The sequence below is a fragment of the Endozoicomonas sp. ONNA1 genome, assembly GCF_024606325.1.
In the GTDB taxonomy this organism is placed as follows: domain Bacteria; phylum Pseudomonadota; class Gammaproteobacteria; order Pseudomonadales; family Endozoicomonadaceae; genus Endozoicomonas_A.
Genome location: NZ_JAHHPN010000103.1, coordinates 1 through 15,792 on the forward strand (window position 1 = coordinate 1; position 15,792 = coordinate 15,792).

The 15,792-nt window shown below is 48.2% G+C and carries 8 protein-coding genes; all 8 read right to left on the minus strand.

Annotated features, from left to right (window positions below; translation table 11 throughout):
• Positions 1-95 precede the first annotated feature (95 nt).
• Positions 96-2,213 (minus strand): hypothetical protein, encoded by a 2,118-nt coding sequence (locus KDK19_RS02290; protein ID WP_257291267.1) that lies wholly within the window; start codon positions 2,211-2,213, stop codon positions 96-98.
• A gap of 234 nt (positions 2,214-2,447) precedes the next feature.
• Complete coding sequence (locus tag KDK19_RS02295) at positions 2,448-4,190, minus strand: hypothetical protein (RefSeq protein ID WP_257291268.1); 1,743 nt, start codon at positions 4,188-4,190, stop codon at positions 2,448-2,450.
• 203 nt (positions 4,191-4,393) lie between these two features.
• The gene (locus KDK19_RS02300) at positions 4,394-6,316 is read right to left on the minus strand and encodes a hypothetical protein (protein ID WP_257274253.1); all 1,923 of its coding nucleotides are present in this window, start codon (positions 6,314-6,316) and stop codon (positions 4,394-4,396) included.
• 159 nt (positions 6,317-6,475) lie between these two features.
• The gene (locus KDK19_RS02305; RefSeq protein WP_257274254.1) at positions 6,476-8,743 is read right to left on the minus strand and encodes a hypothetical protein; all 2,268 of its coding nucleotides are present in this window, start codon (positions 8,741-8,743) and stop codon (positions 6,476-6,478) included.
• Positions 8,744-8,874: 131 nt separating this feature from the next.
• Positions 8,875-11,106, minus strand: coding sequence for a hypothetical protein (locus tag KDK19_RS02310; protein ID WP_257253556.1), 2,232 nt, complete (start codon positions 11,104-11,106; stop codon positions 8,875-8,877).
• Positions 11,107-11,445: 339 nt separating this feature from the next.
• On the minus strand, positions 11,446-12,990 hold the full coding sequence (locus KDK19_RS02315; protein WP_257253555.1) for a hypothetical protein: 1,545 nt from the start codon (positions 12,988-12,990) through the stop codon (positions 11,446-11,448).
• A 66-nt stretch (positions 12,991-13,056) separates the two neighbouring features.
• Entirely contained in the window at positions 13,057-14,958 is a 1,902-nt protein-coding gene (locus KDK19_RS02320; RefSeq protein ID WP_257291269.1) for a hypothetical protein, read from the minus strand.
• 410 nt (positions 14,959-15,368) lie between these two features.
• Positions 15,369-15,792, minus strand: a 424-nt coding sequence (locus KDK19_RS02325) for a hypothetical protein (protein WP_257291270.1), incomplete at its 5' end; no start/stop codon positions are given.

The window sequence follows — 15,792 nt, forward strand, 5'->3', positions numbered from 1 at the left end:
CAAATAGCTCGCTATTCTCCTCAGAAGCAGAAATTTTTATCCTCAATTTCTTGCAATCCTCGCTACGGACGCTTAAGTCCGACAGGCTGCTAGTGTCAGTTATTTAGTTTGAGTTTTTTAGAGCCGGGGTCATCATTCTGGTTCACATCAACAGGCTTTCGTTTTGGATGGTTTCTTTTGTGATTTGTTAGAGCTTCAGCGTTCTCGCAGAGCGTACTGCATGCCTGATGCTGACCGTCCTCCCCGACTACCATAAGGTCACATTTTTTATTCTCGGTGTGGTATCTACTTATATGAGACGACAGAGATCGAGAGTTCATGCAGACCGTCTCGCATGTTCGCTGCTGGCCATGCTCTGTAGTCATGATCACGTCACAGATTTGTGGTGCAGTGTGGTCTCTTCTTATCTGACTCTGTTGTGCTTGAGCATCCTTGCAGATGCTTCCGCATGGTTGCTGCTGGCCATCCTTTACGACCACGATTGCGTCACGGGTTCGTGATCCTATGTGGAATTTACTTTTATGAGCATTCAGGGCTCGAGCATTCTTGAAGGTGATCCCGCATGGCCGCGGCTGGCCATCCGGGCCGGTCAATATCTCGACACAGGTTTTTGGTCCCGTGTGGTATCCACTTTTGTGAGACGACAGGGCATGAGCATGCATGTAAATCTTTCCGCATGTTCGAGGCTGACCGTCCTTACCGACCACTGTTGCGTTGCAGGTTTGTGGCCCGGTTTGCTTTTTTCTTCTATGAACCCTCAGGGCTTTAGTATTCTTGTAGACTGTCCCGCGTGCTCGCGGTTGGCCACACTCTGTGGCCACAGTCACGTCACCAGTGTGTTGTGCGGTTTGGCCTTTTCTTGTCTGATGCTGCTGTGCTTGAGCATTCTTGCAGACCCTTCCAAATGGTTGCTGCTGGCCATCCTCCCCGACCACGGTTGCATCACGGGCTAGTGTTACTCTGTGGAATTTACTTTTATGATGCGACAGGGCTCGGGCATTCTTGAAGGCGCTCCCACATGGCCGCATCTGACCATCCGGGTCGATCACTGTCTCGACACAGGTTTTTTGTCCTGTGTGGTATCCACTTTTGTGAGACGTCAGGGTATGAGCATTCTTGTAAATCTTCCCGCATGTTCGCGGCTGACCGTCCTCACCGATCACTGTTGAGTTGCAGGCATGTGGCCCGGTGTGCTCTGTTCTTCTTTGATCAGGCAGGGCTTTAGTATTCTTGAAGACCTCACTGAGTAGTCGCTGTTGGCTCCCAATCAGTGTTGTATCACAAGTTTGTTGTCGGGTGTTGCCTTTGCGATCTGATAGGGCTTTTTGATCATGTGCTGCTCCGAATGCAACCTTCTTAGGTGTTACCGGAGGTTGTACTGTGCCTGTCTGGGTAAGCGTAAAAGAAATTACGGTTTTTTCCTCAAGGTTATTGGTAACGAGTTGAAGAGTATATGGATCGAGTGACCCATGAATGACCGTAATATCATTAATGGTGGAAGGCGCATTCCCATGCATTGGCGCATCATCACTGGGTGGCCATTCAACTGGCTCTCTGCTGGCAGATGATGGCCGGAATTGGCAAATGCCATGACAGGGACGAACAAAGCAGTTTAGACCCAAAGTATGAAGGTATTGTTGAGGATCTCCGTCACCGTCGGCAGAGTCAGAATCCGGGATAGTGGTGAAAGAGTCTGTAGGCTGGGTGCCCGCTTGAGAGGCATGCTGGCTTGATGATTCTGATGGATGGTGTCGTTGTTGGTTATGTTCAGAGCCAGGCACTACAGTGAAGGAGGCAACTGGATGCCCTCCCTGTGTCAGCATAGTTGTTGCTTTTTGTTGTTCGATCGGTTTAAACAACAGAAAATATATATTCCAATAGTTTTTTAAAAGCCAGCCGAAGGTAACAACCACTTCTACGGGTATCCATGAATAAGAGTTAGGGCCGGGAGAAGCGTCTTTGGTGTCCGGGATCAGTTCGTAACTCAATTGCATATGAGTGGTGTAAAGCCACTGCCACGAAATAGATCCAATAAGGATCATTTTTACCCCGTAACTGTAAAAAATGTGTCGTTTGTTATCGGGCAGCGATTCAAGTTCTTCATAATCTCTTGTGTCGGCAATGTCTGACGGGTCGCCTGGCAATGTTTGCAGACATCGCTTTACAGAAAAGCTCTGGTCTGGCGACACTGCATTTTGTTCAAGCTCGACCATAACATATTCTGTCCACAGTTCGGCTTGACAAACGACAGAAAAAAACTGCAATAGTAAGAGCGATGCCGAAAACAGTGTTGTCTCAAAGATTGGGTATTTAATAATTCTATCCCTGTATTCTGGTGACTAGAGAGCAAGGATAGATCAAGATAATGAGTCTGTTTTCTGTCACAGACCTTTTATAAAAGCCTAAGGTAGCAACGGGAAAAAACTCACGAAAGGAGTATCAGATCTTTAGTTATTCAATTTACCTTTTCTAGGGCTTGGGTCACCACTCTGGGTGAGATCACAAGACTTGTGTTTTCGATATCTTCTTTTGTGATCCGCCAGGGCTAGGCGATTCTTGCAGACCTTCCCGCATGGAAGCAGCTGTCCATCCTCTCCGTCTATGATCAAGTCGCAGGTTTGTTGTTCGCTGTGGGCCCTTCTTTTGTGATCTGCCAAGGATCTGATATTCTTGCGGACCGTCCCGCATGGTCGCAGCTGACCATCCTCCCCGATCACGTTCAGGTCACAGGTTTGTTGCCCACTGTGCTCTCTTCTTTTGTGATCTGACAGGATACTGGCATTCTTGCAAACTGTCCTGCATGGTAGAGGCTGGTCATCCTCCCCAACTATAGGTATGTTGCAGATTTGCGGTCCGGAGTGCTCTCTGCTTTTGTGAGAAGACAGAGATTGTGGGTTCTTACAGACCTTCCCACATGGCCGCTGCTGACCATCCTCCCCGACCACGGCCACGCTACAGGTTTTTTGCACCGAGTGTTCTCTTCTTTTGTGAAACGACAGGCCCTTGGCATTCTTGCAGACCGTCCCGCATTGTTGCGGCTGGCCTTCATCCCCAATCACTGTTACAGCACAGGTTTGTTGCCCGGAGTGCTCTCTGCTTTTGTGAGAAGACAGGGATTTAGAATTCTTAAAGACCTTCCTGCATTGCCGCTGCCGTCTATCCTCTCGGGCCACGGTAGTGTAACAGGTTTGTTCACTGCTATGGGTTATTCTTCTGTGGTCTGCCAGCGCTCGTGTATTTTTGCAAGCCTTCCCACACGGTCGTTGCTGACCATTCTGCCCGACTAATGTCAGACTGCAGATTTTTGGCCCGGTGCGGTCTCTTCTCATGTGATTCGACCGGGCTTTTTCGCGATGGGTGGCCTCTCCGGAAGGAAGGCAGCCTGAAGATGAAGTCCCCGCTGGGTTGGTCAAATGAGCAGGTGTACAGGAAATCCCTGTTTCTTTGGCTTGATTATGACCAGCTAGCTTGAGTAGTCCATTGATTATAATCCAGTCATCAGGAGGGGTAGGCAAATTCCTTTGCATGGTCTCATCACAATTGGTTGATCCGTCTGGATCAGTTGCATTGACTGCCCCTGAACTTACTGAGTGTGAAGGGTTTTTTGAACTTTCAATGAAGTTCAACGGCCATTCAGCAGACTCTCTGCTGCGTGATGATGGTCGAAGACTACAAACGCCAAGGCAGGGAGAGATAAAACAATTTAAATCTAAAGTATGCTGAGGTTGATGAGGGCCCCTGTTACCATCGCCTGAGTCAGAATGCAGGGGGCTTCTGAACATGCCTGTATGTTCGTTCGTTGCGCCTGAGGCTTGCTCGCCGGATGATTCTGATAGCCGACTCGGTTGTTGGGTATGTCCAGAGCCAAACATTACTTCTACAGGTAGCCATGAATAAGGGGTGGAGCATAGCGACAGCTCTTTGGTGATCACGGTCAGCTCGTATCCAGCCAGTAAATGAGAGAGGTAAAGAAACTGCCACGAAATCGATTTTATAATGCTCCTTTTGACTCTGTAACTGACAAACCTGTGTCGTTTGTTATATGGCGGCGAATCTGATTCTGCATAGATATTTGTGTCGGTAATGCGCGGTAGATGTCCAGGAAATACAGGCAGGTGTCGCTTTATAGAAAAGCTATGGTTTGGAAAAACCGAATTTTGTTTAAGCTCGACAATAAAGCGTTCTGTCAATGGTACTGCCTGACAGACGACAGAAAACAAAAATATCGGCGATAATAGTACTGACAAGAGTGAGTGTCTAATAATTCTATCCTTGCATTCTAGTGTGTAAGGAGAAAGGATAGATCAAGAAAATAAGTCTGTTTTCTGTCAAAGACCTTTTGTTAAAAAACAAGGGCGGTACAGTGAAAACCTCATGAAAGGAAGGGACTTATTCAGTTAACCTTTTTCAGACAGGGGGCATCATCCTGGTTCACATCAAGATGCTTGCGCTTTCGATGGTTTCTTTTGTGATCCGTCAGGGTTTTGACATTCTTGTAGGTCTTCCCGCATGGCCGCAGCCGACCACCTTCTCCAACCACGGCGACGTCGCAGATTTGTTGCCCGGTGTGATCAGTTCTTTTATGATCAGACCGGGCTCTGGCATTTTTAAAGACCTTCCCGCATGGCCGCAGCTGCCCATCCTCGTGGACCACGGTCACTTCACAGGTTTTTTGTCCGGAGTGCTCTCTGCTTTTGTGAGATGACAGAACTTGAGCATTTTTGCAGACCGTCCCGCATGGCCGCAGCTGACTATCCTCCCCTACCACTGTCATGTAACAGATTTGTTGTCCGGAGTGCTCTCTGCTTTTATGAGCAGATAGGTCCAAGGCACTTTCGCAGACCGTGCCGCACGGGCGCTGCTGACCATCCTCTCCGATCACGGTTACATTACAGGTTTGTTGCCCGCTGTGGACTTTTCTTTTGTGATCCGTCAGGCCTTTAGCATTCTTGCAGACTGCACTGCATTGTCGCGGTTGACCATCCTCCGCGATTACTGTTATGTAACAGACTTTTTGCCCGCTGTGGATCTTTCTTTTGTGTTCCGACAGGGCTTTAGCATTCCTATAGAGTTTCCCACATGGCCGCAGTTGACTGTCCGCACCGACTACTGTCTCATCACAAGTTTTTTGCCCGGAGTGCTCTCTGATTTTGTGAAACGACAGAGTTTGAGTATTCTTGCAGACAGTACCGCATGGCCGCTGTTGGCCATACTTCCCAACCACTGTCTCGTCACAGGTCTGTTGCCCGGTGCGGTCTCTTCTTTTGTGATTCGACAGAGCTTGTTGGTCATGGGAAGGCGTACAGAAAATCCCTGTTTCTTCAGGATGTGTATGATCGTGTAGTTTGAGCAACCCATTGATTATAATCCAGTCATCAGAGGTGACAAGCAAGTTTTGGGGCATTGTCACATCATTATTGACGGGCCCGGCTGGGTCAGTTGCATAGGCTGCCCCTGCAATTATCGAGAATCTGGCATTATCAGCATCAAAATGACCGGTGCAACGAACGCAGAGCCCATTAGCCATGTGGGGGTGTGAGCTTTGTCCGGGTGTTGTCCCTGTATGGACTGTCGAATTTTCTGCGGAATTCAACGGCCATTCAGCGGGTACTCTGCTGTAGGTTGATGATCGAAATATACAAACGCCACGACAGGGATGGACAAAGCAATTTAAACCCAAAGTATGCAGAAGTTGTTGAGGGCCTCGGTTACCGCCGCCAAACGTAGAATACAGGGGGCTGGTGAAAGTCCCTGTAAGTTCGTTCGTTGCTCCTGAAGTATGCCCATCGGATGATTCTGATAGCGGGTGTGGTTGATTATGTTCAGAGCCAGGTACCATAGCGATGGTGATAAAACCCTGTTTAAGCGTAGAGTTTGCCTCTTGTTGTACGATTGGGTTAAACGACGGTGAACTAGGGTTCCAATAGCTTTTCACAAGCCAGCATACAGCGACAACCACTTGAGGAGGAAGCCATGAATAAGGTTTGGAGAACAGATAACTCACTTTGGTGGTCAGGATCAGTTCGTAGCCGCCAACCAGCATTTGAGTGGCGTAAAACAATTGCCACACAATCGATTCAATAAGGGGCGTTTTTACCCCGTAATTTTCAGATCTGCGTGGTTTTTCATCAGGAAGCAAATATGATCCCGCATAGCCGCCTTTGCCGGCAATGTCTGGCGGATTGCACGCTAAGGCAGTCAGGACACGCTTTACAGAAAAGCTCTGGTTGGGAAAAACTGAATTTTGTTGAAGCTCGACGATAAAACGTTCTCTTAATGGTTCGGCCTGACTGGAGACAGATAATAATATCAGCAACAGCAGTGCCCAAAAGAATAAGTTTTTAATGATTCTATCCCGGCATTCTGTAAGTTAGAGAGGAAGGATAGATCAAGAAAATAAGCGAGCTTTTTTGTCAAAGACATTCCTGTTAAAACCAAAGGCGGCACTGAGCAAAGCATGACGTCGGTCAGATCGTTACTGATTCACATCAGCACGTTTGCGTTTTCGATGATTTGTTTTGTGATCCGACAGGGCTTTGCGACTCTTACAGACCGTCCCGCATGGTCGCGACTGGCCATCTTCCCCGACTATTGGCAGGTTACAGATTTGTTGCTCGCTGTGATATCTGCCTCTATGGTCTGACAGAGCCAGAACACTTTTGCAGACAGCACCGCATGGCCGCTGCTGGCCATCCTCCCCGACTACTATCACTTCACAGATTTTATGCACGGTGTGGTATCTGGTTTTATGAGACGACAGAGACTGAGCATTCTTGCAGAGCGTTCCGCATGACCGATGCTGACCATCCTCTCCGACCACTATAACATTACAGATTTGTTGTTCGGTGTGGTGTCTTTTTTTGTGATCCGCCAGGGATCGAGCATTCTTACAGACCTTCCTGCATAACCGCAGTTCGTTATCCTCCACTACGGTTATGTGACAGGTCCGTTGCCCGCTGTGGATTTTTCTTTTGTGATCAAGCAGGGCTCGATCATTTCTGAAGACTTTCCCGCATGGCCGAAGCTGACCATCTTCTCCGAGCAATGCCTCGACGCAGGTTTGTTGCCCGCTGTGGTCCCTTTTCTTGTGATCAAACCGGGCTCTGGCATTCCTGAAGACCTTTCCGCATGGTCGAGGCTGGCCATCCTCCCCGACCAATGGCAAATTACAAATATGTTGTCCGCCGTGATATTTGCTTTTGTGATACGACAGGTTCAGAGCATTCTTGCAGACAGTACCGCATGGACGCTTCTGGCCATCCTGTCCGATCACTTTCACGTCACAGACTTGTTGTCCACTGTGCTCTCTTCTTTTGTGAACCGATAGGGAGCGAGCATTCTCGCAGGCCCTCCAGCATGGTCGTTGTTGACCATCCTTCCCGACTACCAACACTTCACAGGTTCTGTGTCCGCTGTGATATTGGCTTTTGTGAGACGACAGAGACTGCGCATTCTTGCAGATCTTTCCGCATGACCGCTGCTGACCATCGTTCCCGACCACTGTGACGTCACAGGTTTGTTGCTCGGTGTGGTGTATTCCTTCTTGATCCGCCAGTGCTTGAGCATTCTTGCAGACCATGCCGGATGACCGCAGCTGGTTGTCCCTGCCGACCACGCTTGCGTCACAGGCCGGTTGCCCGATGTGCTCCCTGCCCCAGTGAGTCGACAGGACTTGTTGGCAATGTTCAGGTGTACAGGAAATCCCGGTTTCTTCAGGGTAATTATGAGCGCGTAGTTTGAGCAACCCATCGATTATAATCGAGTCTTCAGAGGTAGTAGGCAACTTCCCGTGCATTGTCAGATCATCATTGGCGGGGCCGACTGAATCAGCTGAATAGAATGCCCCTGGACATATTGAAAGTCTGGCATTTTTAGCATCAAGATGACCAATGAAACGAAAGCAGTGTTCATCAGCCCTGTGGGAGTATGAGCTTTGTCCGGGCGCTGCCCCTGTGTGACCTGTCAAATATTCTGAGGAATTCAGTGGCCATTCAGCGGGCTCTACGCTACCGGATGATGATCGAAATTTACAAACGCCACGACAGGGATGGACGAAACAGTTTAAATCCAAAGTATGCGGAAGTTGTTGAGGGTCTCGGTTACCGTCGGCAGAGTTAAAATACAGGGGGCTGGTGAAAGTACCTGTCACTTGGGTCGTTCCTCCTGAAGCTTGCTCGCCGGATGATTCTGATAGAGAGTGTGGTTGTTGGTTATGTTCAGAGCCAGCCAACATAGTGATGGTGGCAAACCCCTCTGTCAGCATAGATGTTGCTTCTTGTTGTGCGATGGGGTTAAACGACGGTGAATAGCAGTTCCAGTAGCTTTTTAAAAGCCAGCCGACTGCGAAACCCACTTCTGCTGGCAGCCATGAATAAGGGTTGGAGAGTAGAGAGGCATCTTTGGTGTTCAGGATCAATTCGTAGCCAACCAGCCGGTGAGTGGCATAAAGTAATTGCCACGAAATCGATTCAATAAGGGGCGTTTTTATCCCGTAAAGGCCAGGTCTGTGTGTTTTTTCATCAGGCGGCGAATTTGGTCCTGCATAGCTATTTGTGTCGGCAATGTCTGGTGGGCTGATCGGTAATGCAGGCAGGCCAGGCTTTATAGAAAAAACCTGTTCTGGAAAAAACGAATTTTGTAGAAGTTCGATAATAAAACGTTCTGTCAACGCTTTGGCCTGAGAGATGACAGGCAGCAACAATAATTGTAATGGCAGTGCCATAACGAGTAAGTGTTTAATCATTCTATCCTTGGGTTCTGAGCGATAGGGAGGAAGGATAGAGCAAAAAAATAACTGTTTTTTCAGTTGAGAATTTTCTGTTAAAAAACTCAAGATTATATCGGGCAAAACCTTATGAACGTGTAGTTGTCAGCTCAAGGGTTGAGGTCTGAGTTCCGGTCCTTGTTAACAGGTTTGCGCTTTCGATGCATTATTCTGTGATACGTCATAGCGGGTGCATTCTTGCAGATCTTCCCGCATGGCCGAGGCTGGCCATCCTTTCCAACCACTGTCAGGTCACAGGTTTGTTGCGTGGTGTGGTCTTTTATTTTGTGATAGTACAGAGTTTGAGCGTTCTTGCAGATCTTCCCGCAGGGCCGGGGCCGGCCATCTTCTCCAACTAATGTCATGCAGCAGATTTGTTGCCCGGTGTGTTCTCTTCTTTTGTGATAAGACAATGTTCCAGTGTTCTTGAAAACCTTCCCGCATGGTCGCAGCTGACCATCCTCCCCAACCACTGTAACGTCACAGGTTTTTTTCCCGGTATGGGTTCTTCTTCTATGATCAGCCAGGGCTTTTGAATTCTCACAAACCAACTTACATGGCTGAGGCTGGCCATCTTTCCCACTCACCGTCACGTCACAGGTTTTTTGCCCTGTGTGGTATCCACGTTTGTGTACTGAAAGGTTTCCAGCATTCTTGCAGACTTTCCCGCATGGCCGCGGCAGGCCATTCTCCCCGACCACTGTTGCGTCACAGATTTGTCGCCCACTGTGCTCTCTTCTTTTGTGATACGCCTGGTTCCTGGCATTTTTGGAGACTTTTCCGCATGTCCGCAGCTGGCCATCCTCCCCGACCACTGTTTCCAAACAGATTCGTTGTGCGGTGTGGTTTCTTGTCTTGTGATTTGTCAGGGCTTCAGCATCTTTGCAGACCTTCCCGCATTCCCGCAACTGGCCATCCTCTCCGGCGACGGTCACACTACATTTTTTTTGTCCGCTGTGTTTTCTGCTTTTGTGCTCCGACAGGGCATTAGGATTCTTGCACACCGTCCCGCATGGCTGGTGCAAACCGTCCTCTCCAACCACTGTTACATCACAGGTTTGTTGCCCGCAGTGGATTCTTCTTTTATGAGTTGACAGAGATCGAAGACTCTTGCAGACCGTCCCGCACGACCACTGCCGACCATCCCTACCGACCATTATAACGTTGCAGGTTTCTTGCCCGGAGTGGTATTTGCTTTTGTGAGATGACAGAGATTTGGCATTCTTGAAGACCTTCCCACATGGCCGCGTCAGGCGATCCTTCCCGACCACGTTTACGACACAGTTTCGTAGTTCGGTGTTGTTTTTTCTCTTGTGATTCGACAGGCCTTGTTGGTAATGGGTGATCCCTCCGGAAGTAAAACAGACCGGAGGTGAAGTCCCATTTTCTTCTGGGAGATCATGATTAATCAGACTGAGTAACTCGTTGGTTACAATGGAGTCATCAGCGTTGAGAGTCAAATTTTCGTGCATTATCAGATCATCATTGAATGACCCGGCAGAGACAGTTGCACAGGCTGCTTCTGCACTCATTGAGAGTGTAGGGTTGCCTGCTGAATTTTCTAATGAATTCATCGTCCATTCTGCGGCGCCCCTGATATCCGGTGATGGTCGGAAACAACAAACGCCAAAACAGGGAAAAATGAAACAATTTAAACCCAGTGTATGCAGAGGTTGATAAGGGTCTCTGCTACCGTCGCCATAGCCAAAATACATGAGGTTGGTGAAGCAGTTTGTGGGTTGGGAGGTAGTTCTCTTGACTTGCTGCTCTGATGATTTTGATGACAGGTATGGTAGTTGGTCATCTCCAGAGCCATGCGTCATAGCCATGGTGGTAAACTGATTATCCCCCTGTCTCTCAGTAGAAGTTGCCTCTTTTTGGTCAATCGTGTTAAACGACGGTGAGTTTAGGTGCCAATAACTTTTTAACAGCCAACCGACAGAGACAAGCACTTCTACAGGTAGCCATGAAGAAGGCTTGGTACATAGAGGGGGTCCTTTACTGGTCAGAAATAGTTCGTAATCTATCAACAGATGATTGGCGTAGAGCGATCGCCAAAAATTTGATTCAATAATGGTCGTCTTTAACCCGTAAATGTTAAAACTGTGTCGTTTGTCATCAACCGTAGAATCAAGTTCTGCATAGCTGTTTGTGTCGGCAATGTCTTGCCAGGTTCCTGGAAAAGTATGCATTCCAGACTTTATAGAAAAGCTCTGGTTTGAAAAATTCACATACTGTATAAGTGCGACAATATCTCGTTCCGTCAAGGGTTGGGCCTGACAAACGACAGTCGACAACAGTATCAGCAATAGCGGCACCAAAAATAGTGAGTTTTTAATCATTTTATCTCTGGATTCTGATCGATAGAAAGGAAGGATAGAGCAAAAAAAATAACAGTGTTTTCTGTAAGAGAACTTCTGTTAAAACTAAAGGTTTTATCGGGTAAAACCTATGAATTTGTGACTTTCAGTTCAAGAGTTGAGACCTCTGTAGGGGGCAATTTCGTAACGAATCTTGATATAAAAGTGAGAGTGTGTACTCGCCAGCAGGTATAACTGCAAGCTTATTGACACAAGCTGAAGATTACCTTGAGCAGAATAAAACGATGGAGTCGGCCATTGTCCGCGAAAAACAGCTGAAGATGTCCCCAGGAGAGGATTGAGACTTAGTTCCGCTCTTCATTAAAAAGGTTTGCGCTTTCGATGTATTCTTCTGTGATCCGTCAGAGCGTGAGCATTCTTGCAGACCTTCCCGCATGGCCTTGGCTGGCCGTCCTTTCCAACTACTGTTATCTCGCAGGTTTGTTGCGCGGTGTGGTCTCTTATTTTGTGATACGACAGGCTTTGAGCGTTCTTGCAGATCTTCCCGCATGGCCAGAGCTGGCTATCATCCTCTCGAACTAATGTTACGTCACAAGTTTGTTGCCCGGTGTGGTCTCTTTTTTTGTGATATGACAGAGTTCCAGCGTTCTTGTAAACCTTCCTGCATGGTCGTGGCTGGCCATCCTTCCCAACCACTGTTAAGTCACAGGTTTTTTGCCCGGTGTGGTAGGTTCTCTTATGATTAGCAAGGGCCCTGGTATTCTTATAGACCTTCCCGCATTGCCGTTCCTGGCCATCCTTCCCGGCCATTGTCTCGACACAGGTTCGTTGACTGTCGCGGTCTCCTCTTTTGTAATTTGACAGGGCTTGTTGGCAATGGATAGCCCCTCCGGAAGGAAGACAACCTGAAGCTGAAGTCTCTATTGGGCGTTTGGAATGGCTGTGCGAAGAGGAAGTCCCGTTTTCTTCTGGAAGGTTATGATGACTCAGGCTGAGTAAACCGTGGACGATAATCGAGTCATTAGCGGAGACAGTCAATTTTCGATGCTCTGTGACACACTCATTGAGTGACCCGGCGGGGTGAGTTGTACCGGCTGCTTCTGCACTCATTGAATGTGTAGGGTTAGCTGTTGGACTTGCCACGGAAATCATCGTCCCTTTTGAGGCTCCCCTGCTATCCGATGCTGGTCGGAAACTACAAACGCCAAAACAGGGAAAGATGAAACAATTGAAACCCAAAGTATGCAGAAGTGAATGAGGTTCTCCGTCACCGCCGCCATAAACAGAATACAGGAGGTTAGTAAAATAACCTCTGGGTGCGTGGGTGACTTCGGGAGCCTGCTGGCCGGGTGATTCTGGTGGCTGGTGTGATTGTTGGTTATGTTCAGAGCCAGCCACCATAGTGATGGCAAACCCCTCTCCCAGCATAGAAGTTATCTCTTTTTGCTCGGTTGGGTTAAACAACGGTAAATCGAGGTTATGAGAGTTTTTAAAAAGCCAAAGGACAGTGATAGCTGCTGCTAAAGGTAGCCATGAATAAAGGTTGGATTTTAGTGGCTTAACATTGGTGTTCAGGGTCAGTTTGTAACCCACCAGCAGGTGAGAGGCGTAAAGTAGCTGCCATGAAATCGATTCAATAAGGCGTGTTTTTATCCCGTAACTGTTAACTTGGTGTCGTTTGTCATAAGGCGGTGAATCTGAATCAGTGCATCCGTTTGGGTTAGCTATGCCTGGCGGGGCCGACAATATTCGCAAGCCAGGCTTTATAGAAAAGCTCTGTTTTGGAAACAATTCATTCTTTTGAATCTCGACAATAAAACGCTCTGTTAACGCTTCGGCCTGAAAGGCGACAGACAATATCGATATCAGCAACATCAGAGCTGCAATGGATGAGTGTTTAATCATTCTATCCCTGCATTCTAATTTATAGAGAGGAAGAATAGATCAACTCATGATAAGGCGAGTGTCAGATCAAGGATCGAGGTTACCGCTCTGGTTTATATCAACATGCTTGCGTTTTCGATGTATCCTTTTATGTTGCGTCAGGTCATGAGCATTCCAGCAGACTTTTCCACATCGCCGCTGCCGACCATCTTTTTCGATCACTGGAAAATCACAGGTACATTGACCGCTGTGTGCTTTTCTTTTGTGCTTCGTAATGGCATCAGCATTCTCAAACACCAACCCGCATGACCGCGGCTGGCCATCTTCCCCGATCACCGGTGCGTTACAGGTTTTTTGCCCCCTATGATATCCGCTTTTGTGAGACGACAGGACTCCGGCATTCTTGCAGACTATCCCACATGGCCGCGGCTGACCGTCCTCCCCGGTCACTGTTTTGTCGCAAGTTTGTGGTTTGCTGTGGATCTTGCTTTTGTGAGCCGACAGGGCTCCGGCATTCTTGCAGAGCATCCCGCATGGCTGCGGCTCGCCATCCTCCCCGACCACTTTTAAGTCACAGGCTTTCTGCACGGTATGCGCTCTTCTTTTGTGATCTGACAGGGCTCTGGCATTCTCAAATAATATCCCGCACGGCCGCGGTTGTTCACCTTCCCTGCTGACCATTACGTCACAGTTTTTTTGCCCTGTGTGGTATCCGGTTTTGTGTGCCGAAAGGGTTCCTGCATTCTTGCAGACTACCCCGCATGGCCGTGGCTTGCCATCCTTCCCGACCACTGTCACGGCACAGGATTGTTGTCCGCTGTGAGTGCCTCTTTTGTGATCCGACAGGGATTTAGTACTCTTGAAGACTTTTCCGCATGTTTGCTGCTGACCACCCTTACCGATCACGGTCACGTCACAGGTTCTTTGGCTGAAGTGGTCTCTTCTTTTGTGCTTCGACAGGGTCTGTTGGCGCTGGTTACCCCCTTTGGAGGGGAGACAACCCAAAGATGAAGTCTCCAATGGAGGAGTGAAATGATTAGGTGTAAAGGAAATCTCGCTCTTTTCGGGAAGACTGTGACTACTGAGACTGAGTAAAGCAGTGATTATAACTGAGTCGTTAGGGCTGACAGGTAAATTCCGTTGCATTGGTACTTCATCATTGTTTGTCCCGGCAGGGGCAGTTGCACAGGCTGCTTCTGCATTCATTGAGTGTGAAGGGTTAGCTGTCGAACTTTCCCGGGAATTCACCGTCCAGTCTGTGACTCCCCTGTTATCTGATGATGGTCGGAAACTACAAACGCCATGACAGGGAAAGACGAAACAATTTTCACTCAAAGTATGTAGAAGTTGAGGAGGGCCTTCGTTACCTCCGGCATAGTCAGAATACAGGAGGTTAGTAAAATAACCTTTAGGTTGATGGGTGGCTTCAGGGGCTTGTTGGCTGGTTGATTCTGATGGCTGGTGTGACTGCTGGTTATTACCCGAGCCAGGCTTCATAGCGTTGATGGCAAACGGGTTAACCTGATGCACCTCTTTTTGTTCGATCGGTTTGAACGGCGTTGAATCAGGGTTCCAAAAGCTTTTTAAAAGCCAACCGACTGTAACAACGGCTTTCGAATGTTGCAATGAATAAGGGGGGGAAATGAGTGGACTATCTTTGGAGGTCAGGATCAGTTCGTAACCCACCAGCAGGTAAGTGTCGTAAAGCCACTGACACGAAATCGATTCAATTATGGTCGTTTTTAACCCGTAAATTGGTTGGTCATCAGACGGCGAATCCTGTCTTGCACAGCCTTCTGTATCAGCAATATCTGGCGGGTTGTTGGGGAGTGTATGCTGGTCATACTTTATGGAAATGCTCTCGTTTGGAAACAGTGCACTCTGTTTAAGCTCGACAATAAAACGTTCTGTCGACGGTTCGGCCTGACAGATGACAGAAAACAAAAATATCAGTAAAAGCAGCGCAAAAGAGAGTGGTTTTTTAATCATTTTATTCTTACATTCTTGTTTATCCAGAGGAATGATAGGTCAAGCAGATAAAAGACAGCCCGAAGCATAAGTCCCTATGCTTCCATGCTCATTGGTTATGCAGGATTGCCTGTCGAACTAGCCAGGGAATCACCCAATCACTGGCAAAGCATCTTAAAACCTCTTGGCTGGCATCCATAGCGTATTGGCCTTGTTGCGCTGGTCATTTTTGGCCTCTTCCAGATGGATTCAGTCAACCTGTCCCGTATTGCCCGAACTATGGGGCGCGGTATCGAAATCGACTCCAGGCGTAAACGCTTCATTTCTCCAGCTGTTTTTCGCGGATAATGGCCGACTCCATCTTTTCATGTTGCTCAAAGTAAACCAGCATGTGAACGTTATATTCTGCTCGTGAAAGAGTGGGGATCAGATCAAAGGCCGGAGTCATCGTCCTGAACCACATCAACAGGCTTGCGTTTTTGATGATATCTCTTGTGATTGTATAGGACTTGAGCATTGTTGCAGACTTTCCCGCAAGGCCGCTGCAGACCATCCTCCCCGACCACGGTTACGTCACAGATTTTTTGTCCGCTGTGGTATCTGCTTTTGTGGACCGACAGGTTTGGAATGCTGTTGCAGACCTGACCGCATGGCCGCGGTTGGCCATCCGCCCCGATGATGGTTGCGTTACAGGTCTGTTGTTGACCGTGGACTTTATTTTTGTGAATCCTCAGGGCGTGAGCACTTTTGCAGACCGTCCCGCATGGTTGCGTCCGGCCATCCTCCCCGACCAAGGTTATGTCACAGTTTTTTTGCCCGGAGTGTTCTCTGCTTTTGTGAGACCACAGAGCTTTA

Bases quoted from the DNA above. Each gene is read 5' to 3' on its own strand.
- KDK19_RS02320 (WP_257291269.1), bottom strand. From the start codon at position 14,958: ATGATTAAAAAACCACTCTCTTTTGCGCTGCTTTTACTGATATTTTTG.
- KDK19_RS02315 (WP_257253555.1), bottom strand. From the start codon at position 12,990: ATGATTAAACACTCATCCATTGCAGCTCTGATGTTGCTGATATCGATA.
- KDK19_RS02305 (WP_257274254.1), bottom strand. From the start codon at position 8,743: ATGATTAAACACTTACTCGTTATGGCACTGCCATTACAATTATTGTTG.
- KDK19_RS02290 (WP_257291267.1), bottom strand. From the start codon at position 2,213: ATGGTCGAGCTTGAACAAAATGCAGTGTCGCCAGACCAGAGCTTTTCT.
- KDK19_RS02310 (WP_257253556.1), bottom strand. From the start codon at position 11,106: ATGATTAAAAACTCACTATTTTTGGTGCCGCTATTGCTGATACTGTTG.